At 60.4% G+C, this 18,445-nt stretch carries 16 protein-coding genes; 9 read left to right on the plus strand and 7 right to left on the minus strand.

Annotated elements, in window-relative coordinates:
* The first annotated feature begins 262 nt into the window (after positions 1-262).
* A complete protein-coding gene (locus FHT86_RS20545; protein WP_133709335.1) occupies positions 263-508 on the plus strand; it encodes a helix-turn-helix domain-containing protein in 246 nt (81 codons plus the stop codon).
* Between the two features lie 6 nt (positions 509-514).
* Here the strand turns inward: FHT86_RS20545 and FHT86_RS38920 are convergent, their stop codons facing one another.
* Positions 515-853: a hypothetical protein gene (locus FHT86_RS38920; protein WP_409527619.1), complete on the minus strand. Its 339-nt coding sequence runs from the start codon at positions 851-853 to the stop codon at positions 515-517.
* Between the two features lie 113 nt (positions 854-966).
* Here FHT86_RS38920 and FHT86_RS20555 point away from each other — a divergent pair, with 113 nt between their 5' ends.
* From FHT86_RS20555 to FHT86_RS20575, 5 genes are read left to right on the plus strand one after another with little or no spacing between them, the layout of a single operon-like run.
* Positions 967-2,448 carry an ABC transporter substrate-binding protein gene (locus FHT86_RS20555; RefSeq protein ID WP_210297856.1) on the plus strand — a complete coding sequence of 494 codons (1,482 nt, stop codon included), beginning with the start codon at positions 967-969 and terminating at the stop codon, positions 2,446-2,448.
* A gap of 58 nt (positions 2,449-2,506) precedes the next feature.
* Positions 2,507-3,448: an ABC transporter permease gene (locus tag FHT86_RS20560; protein WP_166656885.1), complete on the plus strand. Its 942-nt coding sequence runs from the start codon at positions 2,507-2,509 to the stop codon at positions 3,446-3,448.
* Positions 3,448-4,317 (plus strand): ABC transporter permease, encoded by an 870-nt coding sequence (locus FHT86_RS20565; RefSeq protein WP_133709337.1) that lies wholly within the window; start codon positions 3,448-3,450, stop codon positions 4,315-4,317. The genes FHT86_RS20560 and FHT86_RS20565 overlap by 1 nt, the downstream gene beginning before the upstream one ends.
* Before the next feature lie 3 nt (positions 4,318-4,320).
* Positions 4,321-5,526, plus strand: coding sequence for an amidohydrolase/deacetylase family metallohydrolase (locus FHT86_RS20570; protein ID WP_133709338.1), 1,206 nt, complete (start codon positions 4,321-4,323; stop codon positions 5,524-5,526).
* Between the two features lie 39 nt (positions 5,527-5,565).
* Positions 5,566-6,063, plus strand: a complete 498-nt coding sequence (locus FHT86_RS20575; protein WP_133709339.1) for a RidA family protein — start codon at positions 5,566-5,568, stop codon at positions 6,061-6,063.
* Positions 6,064-6,077: 14 nt separating this feature from the next.
* Here FHT86_RS20575 and FHT86_RS20580 read toward each other — a convergent pair whose 3' ends face one another.
* The gene (locus FHT86_RS20580) at positions 6,078-6,917 is read right to left on the minus strand and encodes an IclR family transcriptional regulator (RefSeq protein WP_133709340.1); all 840 of its coding nucleotides are present in this window, start codon (positions 6,915-6,917) and stop codon (positions 6,078-6,080) included.
* Positions 6,918-7,027: 110 nt separating this feature from the next.
* Here FHT86_RS20580 and FHT86_RS20585 point away from each other — a divergent pair, with 110 nt between their 5' ends.
* The 3 genes from FHT86_RS20585 (at position 7,028) to FHT86_RS20595 (ending at position 11,123) form a co-directional block, all read left to right on the plus strand.
* Positions 7,028-8,227, plus strand: coding sequence for an aminotransferase class V-fold PLP-dependent enzyme (locus tag FHT86_RS20585; protein ID WP_133709341.1), 1,200 nt, complete (start codon positions 7,028-7,030; stop codon positions 8,225-8,227).
* A 22-nt stretch (positions 8,228-8,249) separates the two neighbouring features.
* Positions 8,250-10,085, plus strand: coding sequence for an ABC transporter ATP-binding protein (locus FHT86_RS20590; protein WP_133709342.1), 1,836 nt, complete (start codon positions 8,250-8,252; stop codon positions 10,083-10,085).
* 117 nt (positions 10,086-10,202) lie between these two features.
* Positions 10,203-11,123: an alpha/beta hydrolase gene (locus FHT86_RS20595; RefSeq protein ID WP_133709343.1), complete on the plus strand. Its 921-nt coding sequence runs from the start codon at positions 10,203-10,205 to the stop codon at positions 11,121-11,123.
* Here FHT86_RS20595 and FHT86_RS20600 read toward each other — a convergent pair whose 3' ends face one another.
* The 5 genes from FHT86_RS20600 to FHT86_RS20620 all read right to left on the minus strand — a co-directional run bounded on the left by FHT86_RS20600 (position 11,124) and on the right by FHT86_RS20620 (position 18,335).
* Positions 11,124-13,127: a CocE/NonD family hydrolase gene (locus tag FHT86_RS20600; RefSeq protein ID WP_133709344.1), complete on the minus strand. Its 2,004-nt coding sequence runs from the start codon at positions 13,125-13,127 to the stop codon at positions 11,124-11,126.
* 65 nt (positions 13,128-13,192) lie between these two features.
* On the minus strand, positions 13,193-14,824 hold the full coding sequence (locus FHT86_RS20605; RefSeq protein WP_133709345.1) for an ABC transporter ATP-binding protein: 1,632 nt from the start codon (positions 14,822-14,824) through the stop codon (positions 13,193-13,195).
* Positions 14,817-15,644 carry an ABC transporter permease gene (locus FHT86_RS20610; RefSeq protein WP_133709346.1) on the minus strand — a complete coding sequence of 276 codons (828 nt, stop codon included), beginning with the start codon at positions 15,642-15,644 and terminating at the stop codon, positions 14,817-14,819. Before FHT86_RS20610 ends, FHT86_RS20605 begins: the two co-directional genes overlap by 8 nt.
* Positions 15,641-16,648, minus strand: a complete 1,008-nt coding sequence (locus FHT86_RS20615; protein ID WP_133709347.1) for an ABC transporter permease — start codon at positions 16,646-16,648, stop codon at positions 15,641-15,643. Before FHT86_RS20615 ends, FHT86_RS20610 begins: the two co-directional genes overlap by 4 nt.
* A 97-nt stretch (positions 16,649-16,745) precedes the next feature.
* On the minus strand, positions 16,746-18,335 hold the full coding sequence (locus FHT86_RS20620) for an ABC transporter substrate-binding protein (protein WP_133709348.1): 1,590 nt from the start codon (positions 18,333-18,335) through the stop codon (positions 16,746-16,748).
* Positions 18,336-18,445 lie beyond the last annotated feature (110 nt).

Here is an 18,445-nt window from a genome sequence, read left to right on the forward strand (position 1 = left end):
TGCCTTCCGTTGCCGTGACCACGCCGTCCATGATGGCGGAAAATCCGTTAGCTATCTATTGTTTAGCTATTTCTTGTGAAGCGCCAAACATGGCGCACATAGAGATGGTCTCTGCGACACCGCGGATTCCGGTGATGCAATGCAACGATTTACGCTTGTCCATATTACAACGCTGAAATAAAAGGTTATCGGCGTCTTAACGAGCGCCTGTCCCAAGACTCAAAAAGACTTCGCAAGAATCTATACAGAGAAGGAGACGATAATGTCCATTTCACTCAACAATTTCAACAATGTTCAACCGCCAGCCCTGCAGGCGGACGATGTGGCGGCGCGTGTGAAAGCAGCCCGTGAAAACGTGGGCTACAGCATAGAGGACCTGGCAGTGACATGCGGTCTCGCCAATGAGGAGATCATAGATATCGAGGATGGCACGGATAGCGATCCGGCCAAGCTGAGGCGGATCGCGTCCGCTCTCCAGCTCCCGCCGTCAGCATTCCTGGCGGCCTAGTCTTCACTAAGAATCTGGTCGGCCTTGCTCAAAGCGAGCCGACCAGCGGGGCATTTGTTCTTCTGCATTGGCGAGCACCTTGGCGGTGATGCATTTCTGCGCACTGCTCTTCCGGACCCGGCCGGGCATTCGATACCGTCGCAAGTGATAAGACGGCTTCTGCCTCCACCGCATGGTCGGCATTTTCAAGCAGCGCGGTGCCTTGCCTTTTTCCACATAGATGATGCTTTCGAGATCGCCGTGACAATGGGCGTCGGTCTTGGTGTTGGTGTGGTTCCACTGTCCGGCCAATAGGGTGGCATCAAGACGCCGCTCCGATGTTCGGGCTATATTGACATCGTGCACACCGCAGCTATCATTCCATTATAAAATTTAATGTTCCGTAATAATGGAATAAACAAGGGGATGATGTCGTGCGAATCAAATTTGCCTTTCTTCTGGGAGCAGCTCTTCTCGTCATGCCTTCGGCGCTTTTTGCGCAGGAAAAGGGCGGTGTCATCAATGTCGCGACAATCGGTGAGCCGCCGACACTGGATCCGATGGCGTCGACGGCGGATTTGGTCGGCATCGTTTCGCAGCATATTTTCGAGACGCTCTTTACCTTCGACAAGAATTGGAAGGTAACGCCGCTTCTGGCCGACAGCATGCCCGAAATCAGCGCCGACGGCAAAACCTATACGATCAAGCTTCGCACCGGTATCAAATTTCATGACAACAGCGAGATGACGTCGGCGGATGTCGTTGCCTCGCTCAATCGCTGGACCAAGGTTGCCTCACGCGGCAAGCAGACTGCTGGTATCATCGACAGTATCACGGCGGTCGATCCTTCGACGGTCAAGATCGTGCTGAAGCAACCCTATGCGCCGCTGCTCTCGTTGCTCGCCTTCAACAATTCGGCGGCGATCATCATCCCGGCCAAGCATCAGGAAGATCCGATGACCGTCTTCATCGGCACCGGTCCCTATATGCTGAAGGAGCGCAAGGCCGATCAATATATCCAGTTGGTGCGCTTTGACGGTTATAAGTCCCGCGACGGCGAGGCCGACGGGTATGGCGGCGCCCGGCACCAATATCTCGATGAAATCCGCTTCGTCCCCGTTCCCGATGCCAATACCCGTGTCGAGGCGGCTGTTGCTGGTCAGTATGATTATGTCGACTCGCTGCCGGTCGAATCCTTCGACCGTGTGAAGGGCTCGACGGCGTCCGAGCCGGTCATGCTGAAACCCTTCGGCTACCCGGTGTTCGTCTTCAACACGGCGAACGGCATCACCAAGAATATCGATATCCGCAAGGCGGCACGCACGGCGCTCAGCATGGAGGACATGCTTGCCGCAGCCTTCGGCAGCACCGATTTTTATGCACTCGATGCCGCACTTTATCCGAAGCCCTATGCCTGGAACACGGATGCCGGCACGGACGGCGCCTATAATGTCGCCGATCCTGATGCGGCCGGTGCGCTGCTGAAAAAGGCGGGCTATAACGGCGAGCCGCTGCGCATCCTTACCAGCCGTCAGTATGAATTCCACTATAAGATGGCGCAGGTCGCCGCCGAATATCTGAAGCAAGCCGGCTTCAATGTCGACTTGCAGGTGGTCGATTGGGCAACGCTCACCCAGCGCCGTGCCGACCCGAAACTGTGGGACATCTATATCACCCACAGCCCTTTCCTGCCTGAACCGGCCTTGATGGGCCAGCTGTCGACCAGCGCGCCCGGCTGGTGGGACACGCCGACCCGCAAGGCTGCGGTCGATGCTTTCAATTCTGCCGTTGATGCCGACAAGCGCCAGGCACTGTGGGCTGACGTTCAAAAGGCGATCTACGACGAAGTGCCATTGATCAAGATCGGCGACTTCAATGCGCTGGCGGCTAAATCGCAGAAACTGGAAGGGGTCGAGGCGGCGCCGTGGCCGTATTTCTGGAACGCGTCGATCAAGAAGTAGCAGCCGAATAGCTCGTCATTCCGGCCGCAATCGAGGCGGCCGGAGGATCGGACAAGACATGATACGCTACATCCTTCAGCGCCTCTTCGGCATGATCGTCGTGATGTTCCTCGTGGTCACGATCGTCTTCGTGATCGTGCGCGTCACACCCGGCGATCCGGCCGCGGTCATGCTGGGTCCGGATGCGACGGCGCAGGACATCGCCAGCCTGAGAGCGCGGCTCGGCCTAGATCAGCCGCTCGCCCTGCAATATCTCTATTATTTCGGCCAGCTTTTGCGGGGCGATCTCGGTCAATCGATCTTTCTGAATGAGCCGGTGACCGCAGCGCTTGTCGAGCGCGCCGAGCCGACCTTCTTTCTGACCGTGTTTTCGTTGATCATCGCCAGCGTCATCGCCCTACCGATCGGCATCTATTCCGCCTATCGTCGCGGCTCACTGTTTGATCAGGCGGCGACGGCGCTTGCGATGCTTGCGGCCAGTATCCCGAGCTTCTGGCTCGGTCTCATCCTCATTCAGTCTTTCGCCGTTCGTCACGGTATCTTCCCCGTCTCCGGCTATGGCGGGCCAGGTTCGTCATTTGTGGACCGGATGTATCACCTGGCGCTACCCTCGATCGTGCTCGGTGTCGTCTCCTCGGCACTGATCCTACGCTTCACTCGCGCTTCGATGCTGGATGTGCTTGGTGACGATTATATCCGCACCGCAAGGGCAAAAGGTCTCATCGAGCGCAAGGTGATCCTGAAGCATGCGCTCAAAAATGCGCTGATCCCGATTCTGACCGTCATCGGCCTGACCGCCGCGGTGTTGATCTCCGGCGCGGTGGTAACCGAGACCATTTTCAGCCTGCCGGGCATCGGCAATCTCGTCGTCTCTGCCGTGCTCCGGCGTGACTATCCGGTGATCCAGGGCGCCCTGCTCGTCATTGCCGGGCTCTATGTGCTGATCAATTTTGCGATCGACATGCTTTATCTGCTGGTCGATCCGAGGGTGCGCTACTGATGGCGGCAATATCAGACATCACCGCTGGCGCAGAGCGCCGCAAATTTGCCAAGCGTCTCTTCAAACGCAAGACGGTCATCTTCGGCGTCGCCGTGCTGACCATTTTCGTGCTGCTTGCCGTCTTCGCGCCGCTGATTGCGCCCTATGCGCCGGGCAAACTGTCCATCGTCAACCGGCTGAAGCCGCCGAGCTTCATTCATCTCTTCGGCACCGATGAGTTCGGCCGCGATGTCTTCACCCGCACGATCTATGCCGGCCGTCTTTCGCTGCTGGTCGGCGGCGCGGTCGTCACGCTGGCGGCAGTGATCGGCGTCACGCTCGGCCTGCTTGCCGGATTCTTCAAGCAATTGGATACGCCGATCGCCCGGCTGGTCGATGCGATGATGGCATTTCCCGACATCCTGCTGGCGATCGCGCTGGTCGCAGCCCTTGGACCATCGTTGACGACGGTCATCATCGCGCTCAGCATCGTCTATGCGCCGCGGCTTGCCCGCATTGTCCGTGCCTCGACGTTGGTCATCCGCGAACTGCCCTATGTGGAGGCGGCGCGCGCACTTGGCGTCTCGACGCTGCACATCATGACGCGCCATGTGCTCAGAAACCTGCTGTCACCAATCCTGGTGCAGGGCACCTTCCTGTTCGCCAATGCCATGCTCGCCGAAGCCGGCCTTTCCTTCCTTGGCCTTGGCGTGAGCCCCGACATTCCAACTTGGGGAACGATGATTGCCGCCGGTCGGCAATACCTTGATCAGGCCAACTGGATGACGCTGTTCCCGGGCTTTGCCATCATCCTCTCCGTCCTGTCGCTGCAGATGGTCGGCGACGGATTGCGCGACATTCTCGATCCCAGACTTCGAAAGGACTTGTAGCTCATGTCTTCCGGATATGAACCAAAACGACCGTTGCTGATCGCCAACGTCAAGCCGATGGCTTTCGGGCAGGTGACGCCTGGTGGCGTTGTCGACGTGCTGGTCGGTGCGGATGGGCGTATCGCCGAGGTCGGGCCGTCGCTTGCCGTCTCCGCCGACGTTGAAAGGATAGACGGCAAGGGCGCTTGGATGTCGCCGGGCTGGATCGACCTGCACGTCCATATCTGGCATGGCGGGACCGATATTTCCCTCCGTCCGTCGGAATGTGGCGCCGAACGTGGCGTAACAACGCTGGTCGACGCCGGCTCGGCGGGCGAGGCGAATTTCCATGGGTTCCGCGAATATATCATCGAGCCGGCGCGCGAACGCATCAAGGCGTTTCTCAATCTCGGCTCGATCGGTCTCGTCGCCTGCAATCGCGTCAGCGAATTGATGGACATTCGCTCGATCGATTTCGACCGCATCCTTCAGGTCTATGCCGACAACAGCGAGCATATAGTCGGCATCAAGGTGCGCGCTAGCCATGTCATCACCGGCTCCTGGGGGATTACGCCCGTCAAGCTCGGCAAGAAGATCGCCAAGATATTGAAGATCCCGATGATGGTGCATGTCGGCGAACCGCCGGCGCTCTATGACGAGGTGCTTGAGGTCCTCGGGCCTGGCGACATCGTCACGCACTGCTTCAACGGCAAGGCCGGCAGCAGCATCTTGGAGGACGAGGATCTCTTCGATCTCGCCGAGCGCTGCGCCGGCGAGGGCATCCGTCTCGATATCGGCCATGGCGGCGCGTCCTTCTCCTTCCGTGTCGCCGAAGCCGCCATCAAGCGCGGGCTCCTGCCGTTCTCGATCTCCACCGATCTGCATAACCGGTCGATGAACTTCCCGGTTTGGGATCTGGCAACGACGATGTCGAAGCTCTTGTCGGTCGGCATGCCCTTCGAGAAGGTGATCGACGCGGTCACGCATGCGCCGGCATCGGCAATCAAGCTGCCGCTCATCAATCGGCTTGCGGTCGGGGAGCGGGCCGAATTCACGATCTTCGATCTTGTTGAGTCCGATGTCGAGGCGGTGGATTCGATGGGGGATGCCGCCGTGTTGAAGCAGCTTTTCGAACCGCGTTACGCGGTCATCGGCACTGAGGCCGTTGCCGCGAGCCGTTACATCCCGCGGGCGCGAAAACTGACGCCCCACGGCCACAGCCATTCCTAGCTGAGCTTCGAATTTTATGATTTTACGACAGGAGTTTGCGTGAACCAGTCTTCAGCCACCGCCGAGAGCGCACCGGGTTCGCCCTATGAGCGCCTCTCCGCCCTCGGCATCGTATTGCCGCCACCACCGCCGCCGATCGCCAATTTCGTGACGCATGTCGTCGAGGGCAACATGCTCTACCTATCCGGCCAAGGTCCGCGCGAGGCGGACGGCACCATGCATTTCGGCAAGGTCGGCGCTGATGTCGGCATCGAGCAGGCCTACATCCATGCGCGGCTGACCGGCATCAATCTGCTGGCCGTCATGCAGGATGCGCTTGGCGATCTGACGCGCGTCAAACGCGTGGTGAAGCTTTTGGGCATGGTCAACGCCACGCCCGATTTTGCCGATCACCCGAGCGTCATCAACGGCTGTTCCGATTTGTTCATCGAGGTTTTCGGAGCGGCCGGCCAACATGCCCGCTCCGCTGTCGGCTTCGGCTCGTTGCCGGGCAATATCACCGTCGAGATCGAAGCGATCGTGGCATTGCACGGTTGAGGGAAGGACAGACGTCAATGGCCGCGCCAGCCCATCAGCCTCTCGATCTTCTCCGCCGAGCTCCGCACCTGCGCGACGTAGTGGCCCTCGTCGGAGAAGGCTTTCTGCTCCGGCAGAACGATAGAGATGGTGGCAACGCATTGGCCGTCGCGGTCGCACACGGGAGAAGCGATGCAGGCGACAGCATAGTCGGATTCTCCCGCCTGGATCGACAGGCGCAATTCCAGCGCTTTTGCCGCCGCCGTCGACAGCGTCACGGGATCGACATCGGCGCGGCCGGTCGGAGAGGTGCGCGCGCAGTGCCGGAAAAGCGCGACGCGTTCTTCCTCGGGCAAGTGGCCGACGAGCAGGCGGCCGGACGCCGTCCAGTTGAGCGGCACTCGTGTGCCGACGCGCGAGGCCACCTGAAAGTGGCTCGGGCCATCCGCCATGGCGAGAACGAGCATGTGGTCGCCATCGCGGCCGCAGACCTGAACGGTTTCGCCGACCTGCCGGCAGAGATCGTGCATTTCATGGGTAGCAATGCTCATGAAATCGAGCGACCGCGCATAGGCAAGGCCGTAGTGGTAGAGACGAGCGCCAAGCCAGATCGTGCCATCGGCATTGCGACTGAGAAGGTTCTTTTCAACGAGGTCGTCGACGATGACGTAGACGGTCGAGAGCGGTGCGCCAATCGCCTTGGCAACGGCATAGACACCGGAGGCTGTGCCGGTTTCATAGAGATAATCGATGACCTGCAACGCCCGATCGATGCCGCTGACGCGCGAGCGCCGCGATCCCTTGACGGCTTCACCGTCATTTCCACTGGCCGTATCGTTCTCGGAGTTGCCGATGGGTGATGTCTTCGCGTCCAAAAACCGAACTCCCGTTCAAATCGGTGGTTTGTTACATAATTATGGCATAGCTGTCGATGGTTCGGTACTGCAAGCGCCGCCCCGCCAGCAAAAAAAATCTGGAGATTCCCATGCCGAATGAAGACATTCGTCCGTCCGTCGGACTTCGTCCCGTCATCAATGTCTCGGGCACCATGACGAGCCTCGGCGCTTCGATCGTGGTTCCGCAGGCGATTGCGGCGATGGGCTCCATCCTGCCGCAATTCGTCGAAATCAACGATCTGCAACGCAAGGCGAGTGCGGTCATTGCGCGGCTGACCGGCGGTGAGGCCGGTTTCGTCACGGCCTCCTGCTCGGCAGGCATCAGCCTGGCGGTCGCCGGCGCCATTACCGGTAACGACCTTGCCGCGATCGAGCGTCTTCCCGAGGTGCGCGGCGACAAGAACGAAGTCATCGTTCAGATGGGACATGTGGTGAGCTATGGCGCGCCGGTCGACCAGGCGGTGCGGCTTGCGGGTGGCAAGGTCGTTCTGATCGGCCAGGCAACCTCGACATACCGGCATCATCTTGAAGGTGCGATCACCGAAAGTACGGCGGCCGCCCTTTACGTCGTCTCGCATCATGTCGTTGGTTACGGCATGCTGAGCCTCACGGAATTCTGCGAGATCGCCCATGCCAAGGGCGTACCCGTCATTGTCGACGCGGCTTCCGAATATGATCTGCGCATCTTCCTGGAGCAGGGGGCGGACCTCGTTCTTTATTCCGGCCACAAATTCCTCGGCGGCCCGACTTCGGGCATCGTTGCCGGGCGCAAGGACATGGTGCGCAACACCTTCCTGCAAAACCTCGGCATCGGCCGCGGCATGAAGGTCGGCAAGGAAAGCATCTTCGGCGTTACGGCAGCGCTCGAAGCCTGGGAGACGCGCGACCATGCCGGCATTCGCGAACGTGAAACCGGCTATCTGCATCTCTGGCATGACCGGTTCGACAGCCGACCCGGCGTCAAGGCGGTGATTGAGGCAGACCCGACCCACAATCCGCTCGATCGGCTGCGCCTCACCATCGATCCGCGCGAGGCCCACATCACCGCCTGGGATCTGGCCGACGCCTTGGCACGGGGAAATCCGCCGGTCATCGTTCGCGACCACGAGGTCGAGCACAATTACTTCTATCTCGATCCCTGTAATCTGCATCCAGGCGAGGAGCTGATCGTGGCGGCCCGGATCGGCGAAGAGCTCGACAGGGCGCGTGCCTCCAACGAGATCATCGCCACGTCCTTGGAAGAGCGCAGCCGCCGCCGTTTCGACGGCTTGTTGCGCTGGCCCGATTGAGGCAGTGAATAAGGGGACGATGATGGTCAGCAGCAACCCGCAGACTTCACAGATCACCGAGCCGGTGCTTTCGGTGGAGGGAATGACGACTTCCTTCCTGGTGGAGGGGGCCTGGAAGCCGGTGGTGCGTGACGTATCCTTCACTGTGGCGCCGGGTGAAACCGTGGCGATCGTCGGGGAATCCGGTTCCGGCAAAAGCGTCACATCGCTATCGATCATGCGACTGCTACAGCACGACATGAGCCGGATCAGCGGTCGTATCCTGCTCGGCGGGCGGGATATTCTGGCGCTATCGGATGGTGAGATGCGCAAGGTGCGCGGCAAGGACGTCGCGATGATCTTCCAGGAGCCGATGACGAGCCTCAACCCGCTCTTCACGATCGGCGACCAGATTTCAGAGGCGCTCACCTGCCACGGTGATATCTCCAAAGCCGAGGCGAAGGCCGAGACAATCCGGCTTCTGGAGCGCGTGCGGATTCCATCGGCCGCCTCGCGCTTTGACGAATATCCGCACCGCTTCTCCGGCGGCATGCGCCAGCGCGTGATGATCGCCATGGCGTTGGCATCGCGCCCGAAGTTGTTGATCGCCGACGAACCGACCACGGCACTTGATGTCACCATTCAGGGCCAGATTCTCGATCTCATCAAGATGCTGCAGGAAGAGCAGGGAACATCCGTGCTGTTCATCACCCATGATATGGGCGTGGTCGCCGAGATCGCCGACCGCACCATCGTCATGTTTCGCGGCGAGCAGGTGGAGACGGGCGCGACCAGCGAGATCTTCTTCCACGCCAAGCACCCTTATACACGGGCGCTGCTTTCGGCCGTCCCCGTGCTCGGTTCGATGAAGGGACGCGAGCGGCCCCTGCGGTTTCCGGTCGTCAACAGCGAGACCGGCCTGGCTGAGCCGCTGACTGAGGCAGCTGATACCGTTGCAGCCGCACAGCGGCCGGTGCTTGAGGTGAAGAATCTCTGCAAACGGTTCGATATTCATTCAGGCCTGTTCGGCCGGCTGCAGGGCAGGGTGCATGCGGTCGAGAACGTCTCCTTCGATCTCCAGGCAGGCGAGACGCTCTCACTGGTCGGTGAATCCGGCTGCGGCAAGTCAACGACGGGTCGCGCCATCATGCGCCTGATCGAGCCGCAAAGCGGCTCTGTGCTTGTCGACGGCGAGGAGATGCTGGCCCTCGACCGCAAGAGACTGCGCGACATGCGCCGCAAGGTGCAGATGATCTTCCAGGACCCCTTCGCCAGCCTCAATCCGCGCATGACGGTCGGCGCTGCCGTCGCCGAGCCCTATCTCGAACACAAAATGGGAACCGCGAAAGAGGCACGCGACAAGGTCGCCGACCTCCTGGTGAAGGTCGGCCTCTCGCCGGATATGGCGACGCGTTATCCGCACGAGTTTTCCGGCGGGCAGCGCCAGCGTATCTGCATCGCCCGGGCGCTTACCCTCGATCCCAAGGTGATCATCGCCGACGAGAGTGTTTCCGCCCTCGATGTTTCGATCAAGGCGCAGGTCATCAACCTGCTGCTCGATTTGCAGCAAAGCCTGAACCTTGCCTTCCTGTTCATCTCGCATGACATGGCTGTGGTGGAGCGCGTCAGTCACCGAGTTGCGGTGATGTACCTCGGCGAAATCGTCGAGATCGGGCCGCGCCAGGCGGTGTTCGAGAACCCGCAGCACCCTTATACCAAGAAGCTGATGTCGGCGGTACCTGTACCCGATCCGGCGCGGCGGACATTGAAGCACGGCATCGTTGCCGACGAGCTGAAAAGTCCGATCCGGCCTCCGAACCACAAGATGCAGCCGCTGAAATATGTGGAGATCTCGCCGGGTCATCAGGTTGCTCTCTGACGGCCGGAGCCTTGGTGTGTCTATGTCGCCATCGTAGCGTCACAGGCCGTCTCTGGATAAGCTGTTTCCGTCGATGATGTTATGGTTGCACAACAAGCCCTATCTTGAGGATATTCCATGAATTCTTCCCCACAACCCCGTCCGACCGAGGCGGGCATTCTTCAATTCATGGAAATCTGCGATTCCTTTTATCCGCCGGATGCCGTGACAGCGTCCATGGCGCAGCAGCGGCAATGGTATGATGCGCTTTGCGCCCATTTCGACCGGCCGTTGCCTGATGGCATGCGTACGCAGGATGACGTCGTTGTGGAGAGAATTCCGGTCCGGCGTTACCAGCCGGGGACGATCCGAACCTCGGCATGCCTGCTCTATCTTCATGGCGGCGGCTTCGTTGTCGGTTCGCTTGGGAGCCATCATGCGATCTGTGCCGAGATTGCCGACCATGTTGGGGCCGAGTTGGTGTCCGTCGATTATCGCCTGGCGCCCGAACATCGCTGGCCGGCCCAGACGGACGATTGTTTTGTTGTTCTCAAGCAGCTGCTTACTGAGGGAAAGACCGTCGTGCTGATCGGCGACAGCGCCGGCGGCAATCTGGCGGCGGGGCTCGCCGTTCGGGCAAAGGGCGAGGGGCTCTCCGGCATTGCCGGGCAGGTCCTGATCTATCCGGCGCTTGGCGGCGACCTTGTTTCCGGTTCCTACAAGGAGATGGCGGATGCGCCGGGGCTGACGACTGCCGATGTCGGCTATTATCGCAGCGTGTTGCAGGCGCCGGCCGGCGATCCGGTTGCCGAGCCTCTTGCCTCATCGACTTTTGCCGGCCTTCCGCCGGCCTTCATCACGGTTGCGCATTTCGACCCGCTGCGTGACGACGGCCGCAACTATGCGGCAAGGCTTGCCGAGGCAGGTGTCGAGGTCTGGTTTCGCGAAGAGCCGCAGATGGTACATGCCTGGCTGCGCGCGCGACATATGAGCGACGGCGCACGCGCCGGTTTCCGCGCCATATGCGAGGCAGCCAGCCGTTTTACCGGATCGAACTGATCACATCAGATCGCGCGGGATACGCTTTTCCTCGAAGATTTTTTCGAAAATTTGCGTCTTGTCTTCGAAGGCGAGGACGGACGCGCGGATGATCCAATCGGTTGCCGTGCAGGAAATCGCCGCCATCGCCACCGTGCGGACGAACCATCCCGGCCGCCGCATGTCGCATGTCCAGATCGAGGTCCCATTCATCGACAGCGGATCGTCCGGCGCGATGGACCAGGCCTCTTCGCGCAGCTGGCGCGTGGAAAGACCGGTGCCCGGATGTTCGAAAAGGCCGGTGTCCTCACGGCTTTCATAATGCGTCCGGTTGGCGGTGAGATCACGCACGACCTGACGCTTCGTCGACGCGGGGGCATGCTCCATATATTTCGGCAGCGGGTCAGGGTTCTCCGGCTGCTTGATGTCGATTGCTTCGTGCGCACCAAGCTTTGGCAGAGCGAGACCGATGGAGGCGATGTCGATCGTCAGCCCTAGATTTTCCGGCGGTGGCAGGATCATCGGCCAGTATGCCGTCGAGAGCGAAAGGCCGATACGGTGACCTCTGCGGAAGCGATAACCGCAGGCATCCAGCATTAGCCTGATCGTAGTGCGCTCGCCTTTTTTCAGCGGCTTCGGCTCGGCATTGCCCTCGCGATGGGCAAGGTTGAGCACGCCGAAGGAGACCCGCGTCGCGGTGCCGTCTGGGTGCAGATCGACAAGCCGGGCGCAAAGATTGGCCGTTTCGGCATCGCAGCGCAGCGAGAGGGTGACGACGGGACGGCCGAGATAGTCATGATCGGCTGATAATGGTGCTGTCTGGAAGGTCAGCGAGCCGGCATCGTCGAGGCGCTGGTCGATCGCCATTTCGGCGTCGGGTTTCAGGGTGAAATATTCACCGGACGTCGTGCCCGTATCGAGTGGCGAGCGCAGATAGACGGGGTGTTCCGGCGCATGCGGGATCGGCATGCCCTCCATCAGCGTGCCGAACTGCTCGACATAGAAGCACTGCATCTCCGGCTTTTGCCAATTCTGCTTGGCGATCCAGAAACCCGGATCGAAATCGCGACGCGGTGCGGGTGTCACCGCGTCGAGCATATAGGCGCGCACCTGGGGCACGCTCTCCACACCGTTCCGATCGTCACGCAGCCAACGATTCCACCAGGCGATCGCCTCGCCATGGAAATCGGCGCGGGGCTTCGGCCAGGCAAAATGCGGATATTTATGGACCCACGGACCGATCAGCGCTTTCGCAGTGTCGCCGAGACCTTCGACGGCCATCAGCGGCGTGTTGCGATAGCCGTCCGCCCAGCCGGCGATGACAAGGGCCGGAATGGCGACATCGGCAAAATTCTCGCAGATCGATCCATGTCGCCAGAAATCGTCACGGCGCTGATGTTGCAGCCATTCCTCCATGAAGAATGGCTCGTTCTCCAAGCGTTGCAGCCACATATCCTTCCAGCGATCGCCGACGATGTCGGGGTCGGGAGAGCGAGACTGATAGCCGAGCATGGTGGCAGCCCAGGAGAGCTGTGCCGAAAGATGGCAGCCATTCTTATAGTGGATGTCGTCATTGTAGCGGTCGACGGTAGAGGCGATCGAAATCACCGCCTTGAGTGCCGGCGGACGCAGCGCTGCCACCTGCAAGCTGTTGAAGCCGCCCCAGGAAATGCCCATCATGCCGACGGAGCCGTTCGACCAGGGTTGTGCCGCGATCCAGGCGATCAGCTCACAGGCATTGGCAAGCTCGAGCTCGGTATATTCGCCGTCGATGACGCCATCGGATTCACCCGAACCGCGGATATCGACGCGAACGCCGGCGATGCCGGCAGCCGCAAATACCGGGTAGGTCGATTCATCGCGGGGGCTCGTTCCGTCGCGCTTGCGATAGGGCAGGAATTCGAACACCGTCGGCACCGGATTATTTTCCGCGCTATCGGGCATCCAGATACGCGCCGCAAGACGCGTGCCGTCCTTAAGGGTGATCCAATGGTTTTCGATAGTGGTGAAGCTGCGTTCGGTCATGACGGGCTCATTCCGATATTGCGGGGACAATGATTATACCGCTGGAGGGATTGAACGTAATGGTATCAATTTCCTGCGCTTTCCATTTTTCTCGTCGTCAGCACCCGCTCCAGCCAGCCGATCTCCATTTCCGGCACTGATTTCAGCAGCAGATCCGTGTAGTCGTCGAAAGGCGGTGACAGTACCTTCGATTTCGGCCCGAAGCGCACGAGTTTGCCGCGATGCATGACCGCGACACTGTCGGCGATGGCGCGGACGATGGCGATATCGTGGGTGATGAAGATATAAGAGAGCTGAGATTCCTCCTGCAGCCGCATGAGCAGTTTCAGGATACCTTCGGCAACAAGCGGATCGAGCGCCGAGGTGGGCTCATCGCAGAGAATGAGTTCCGGCTTGGCCGCAAGGGCACGCGCAATCGCGACGCGCTGTTTCTGGCCTCCGGAAAGCTCGGCGGGATATCGGTCGATGAAACCATTGCCCATCTCGATCTCATCGAGCAGCTCTTTTACGCGTGCCGTCTTTGCCGCGCCGCGCAGGCCATAATAGAAGGTGAGGGGACGGCCAATGATATCGCGCACGGTCTGGCGGGGGTTCATGGCAGTATCGGCCATTTGGTAAATCAGCTGAATGCGTCGCAGCTCGTTGCGCGAGCGGTTCCGCAAGGCTGGAGCGAGCGGTTTGTTGTCAAAGGAAATTGCGCCATCGCTCGGCGGCAACAGTCCGGTGATGACGCGGGCAAGCGTTGATTTTCCGGAGCCGGATTCGCCAACAACTGCGAGAGTCTGACCTTTCGGCACATGTAGAGAAACATCGTGCAATACCTTGAAGCCATTCGAATATTGCGCGCTGACGTTCTCGATTTTCAGAAGGGTGCCGGACTGATTGGCCGCCTCTTCCCGCGCCGTCTGGCGGACATTGACGAGGGCGCGGGTATAGTCTTCCCGCGGCGCCTTGATGATCTGCTGTACGGGGCCGTATTCCACCTTCTTCCCGTACCGCAACACCATGATGTCGTCGGAGATCTGTGCGACGACGGCAAGGTCATGGGTGATGTAGAGGGCTGCCGTGTGGGTCTCTTCGATGGCATGTTTGATCGCCGCCAGGACGTCGATCTGCGTCGTCACGTCGAGCGCAGTGGTCGGCTCGTCGAAGACGATCAGTTCGGGATTGGAGCAGAGCGCCATCGCCGTCATCGCGCGTTGAAGCTGGCCACCTGAGACCTGATGCGGAAAACGGTCGGCGAACGTCTCCGGGTTGGGCAGGCCGAGAACCCGGAAGAGATAGAGTGCGCGTTTCCTCGCCTCGTCCTTCGTCATCAACCTGTGCTTGACGGAGGCTTCGACCACCTGTTCACCCAGCTTGTGCGCCGGGTTGAAAGCAGCTGCGGCCGATTGCGCGACATAGCAGACGCGTGCGCCGCGGATCCTGCGGATCCCCGATTTTCCGAGCGGAAGAATATCGACGCCGTCGAGCAGCACCTTGCCGCCGGTGATTTCGGCGCCGCCGCGGCCATAGGCAAGCGCCGAAAGTCCGATGGTGGATTTGCCGGCGCCGGACTCGCCGATCAGGCCGAGAACCTTGCCTTTTTGCAGGTCGAAGGAGACGCCGTCGACGATCGTCACCCGCTTCGGCGGCTCGCCGGGCGGATAGCTGGTCGCTTCGATCTTGAGATCGCGAACGGAAAGAAGTTCAGGCATCGCCACGTCCTCCCTTGAGGCTGGTGGTGCGCTTCAAGAGCCAGTCGACCACCAGATTGACACAGACTGCGAGCGCCGCGATCGCGGAGCCCGGCACGAGAGCCGCGGATATCCCGAAGATGATACCATCCTTGTTGTCCTTGACCATTCCGCCCCAATCGGCCGACGGCGGCTGGATGCCGAGCCCGAGGAAGGAGAGCGTCGACAGAAACAGGATCGAAAAGGCAAAGCGCAGGCCGAACTCCGCCAGTAGTGGCGAGAGCGTGTTCGGCAGGATTTCACGGAAGATGATCCAGATCTTGCCTTCGCCGCGCAGTTTGGCCGCCTCCACGAATTCCATGACCGCGACATCCAGCGCGACGGCGCGGCCGAGGCGATAGACGCGCGTGGAATCGAGGATGGCCATGACGAGGATCAGCACGATGAGATTCTGCGGCAGCACCGCCAGCACCACGAGTGCGAAGATCAAGGTCGGGATCGACATCATCAGGTCGTTGAAACGCGAGAAGACCGTGTCGATCAATCCGCGCGAGACGGCGGCGGTGAAGCTCAGAATGATACCGAGCGAAAAGGAGATGATCGTCGCTGCCAGCGCCACGAACAGTGTGGTGCGGGCGCCGTAGATCAGCCGCGAAAGGATATCGCGGCCGAGATTGTCGAGGCCGAAGAAATATTGCGCGTCACCCGGCTGCCAGACATTGCCGACGACTTCGGTTTCGCCATAAGGCGCAATCCAGGGTGCAAAGATCGCGCAGATGAAGGCGAGCAGAATGCCTATGATGCCGACCCAGGCGGTGATGGGGATGTCTCTCAATCTCATCGCGGATGCCTCAGGCGCGGGTTGGCGACGATCGCCAGGATATCGGCGACCATGTTGAGCAGGATGTAGACGGCAGCGAAGATCAGCCCGCAGGCCTGGACGACCGGCATGTCGCGCACAGTGACGGCATCGACCATGTATTGGCCCATGCCGGGATAGACGAAGACCACTTCCACCACCACGACGCCGACGATGAGATAGGCAAGGTTCAGCGCCACGACGTTGATGATCGGCGCCAGTGCATTGGGGGCGGCATGTTTGACGATCGCACGGAAGGCGCTGAGGCCCTTCAATTCCGCCGTTTCCATATAGGCAGACGACATCACCGAAAGGATCGCAGCCCGTGTCATGCGCATCATGTGGGCGAGCACGACGAGCACCAGCGTTGCCGTCGGCAGAGCGATGGCTTTCAGCCGATCAATGAAGGCCATGCCGTCATAGACCGTCGCTGGAAATGTCGCGATCCCGAATTTCACCCCAAAAAACAGGATGAGCAGATAACCGATGAAAAATTCCGGCAGCGAGATCGCCGCCAGCGAGATCACGTTGATGATCTTGTCAGGCAAGCGGTTTCGGAAATGCACGGCCAGCATGCCGAGCCCGACGGCGAGCGGCACCGAGATTACCGCGGCGAAGGCCGCAAGGAAAAGCGAATTGCCGAGACGCTTGCCGATCTGTTCGCTGACGGAATTCTTGCTGGCCCACGATGTGCCGAAATCCCCCTGGACCGCATTCCCGAGCCATTCGATGTAGCGGGTGGTTACAGGCCGATTGAGGCCGAGCTCGGCGCGAATATTGGCGACGGCCTGCGGCGTCGCCGACTGGCCGAGATAGGTCGTCGCGAAATCGCCCGGCAAGGCCTCGAGGCCACCGAAGATCAGGATCGAGACGGCGAAAAGCAGCACGAGGCTGAGCAAGCAGCGCTCGATAATGAGGGACAGCAGCGGGAAGCGCTGCTTGAACCTCAATCCGGGCAGGACCGTGCTTCGTTCTAGATTGGACATGGCTGATGCCTCGCGCTGAAACGTCAGGAGGACCGCGGAGGTTTTCCGCGGTCCCGGTTCCGTTAGAGATGAGGGCGTTTCCGCCCTGCTTCGGGCATCAGCTGTCCAGCCAGACGCGGGTCGCGACGTAGCCGTTCGACATGTCGTTGCCGATATCGTGGACATAGCCCTTCACCTGCTTGGTGGAGGCGTTCACGAAGTCGTTGAACATCGGCAGGATGACGCCGCCCTCGTCGCGGACCATCATCGCCATGGTGCGATAAAGCTCCTTGCGCTTGGCCTCGTCGAGTTCGGAGCGGGCCTCGAGGAGAAGCTTGTCGAAGTCCGGACGTTTGAAGCGGGTGTCGTTCCAATCGGCTGTCGAGAGATAGGCGGTGGAATACATCTGATCCTGTGTCGGGCGGCCACCCCAGTACGAGGTGGAGAAAGGCTGGACATTCCAGACGTTGGTCCAGTAGCCATCACCCGGCTCGCGCTTGACCTCGATGTTGATCCCGGCCTTCTTGCAGCTCTCCTGATAGAGAACGGCGGCGTCGACGGCACCCGGGAAGGCGACTTCCGAGGTGCGCAGCAGCACGGAGCCGCTGTGACCGGACTTCTTGTAGTGGAAGGCGGCCTTGTCGGGATCATAGACACGCTGCTCGATGCCTTCAGGGAAGAGGGCATAGGTGCTGTTGATCGGGAAGTCGTTGCCGACCTTGCCGTAGCCGCCGAGGATCTTCTTGACCATGGTTTCGCGGTCCATGGCGTATTTCAGCGCCAGGCGAAGGTCGTTGTTGTCGAACGGCGCGGTGTTGCAATGCATGATGAACACGTAGTGTCCGCGGCCGGCGGTCGACAGAATTTCGACATTCGGCGCGCGCTTCAGCAGGTCAACGGTCTTCGGGTCGACACGGTTGATGTAGTGCACCTGGCCCGACGACAGCGCGGCGATACGTGCCGTAGCATCGTTCATGCCGATGATTTCGATCGAGTCGACATAACCGCGGTCAGTGCGCCAATCGTCCTTGTTCTTCTCGAAAGTCGCGCGCACACCGGGCTCGAAACTGACAAGCTTGTAGGGACCGGTGCCGATCGAGGCGAGCGGATCGTCGTTGCCGCCGTTCGGCTGGACGACGAGATGGTAGTCGGAGAGCAGCAACGGCATGTCGGCGTTGCCTTCGGTCAGCGTCAGGACGAGGTCGCCACCGTCGGCCTTGATCTCCTTGATCGATTTCATGACGCCGAGCGCGCCGGATTCCGACTTACTGTCCGTGTGGCGCTTGAGGGTGGCAACGACGTCGGCGATGGTCAGATCCTTGCCATTGTGGAACTTGACGCCCTTGCGGATTTTGAAGGTCCAGGTGGCGGCATCCTTCGACGGTTCCCAGGATTCGGCGAGCGCCGGCACGGCAGCGCCGGTCAGCGGATCGGATTCAACCAGCATGTCACCCCAGCAGCGGCCGACGCAGAACATGAATTGCGACAGGAACTTCGCCGGGTCCTTGGAATCGGTGGCGGCACCGCCTTCGAGGCCAAGCTTCAGATGGCCGCCACGCTTTGGTTCGGCTGCCATTGCGCTTTCGGTGAAAAGCTGGTCGGCAAGTGCCAATGTCATGCCAGCCGCCATGGCTCGCCCCATGAATTCGCGGCGGCTCAGTCCGCCTGAGGTCACACGGCTTGCCAGATGTTTCGTGTAGTCTTTCATTCCCCTGTTCCTTCTTCCTCATGTGTTGATAGAACTCTCGGGCAAGGCTTCGGATGCGGTTTCCTCTCCGCCGGAAGCTTGATTGCCCGCGATCATGCGGGAAAATGATG

It is taken from the genome of Rhizobium sp. BK313 (assembly GCF_014193655.1).
Taxonomy (GTDB): domain Bacteria; phylum Pseudomonadota; class Alphaproteobacteria; order Rhizobiales; family Rhizobiaceae; genus Rhizobium.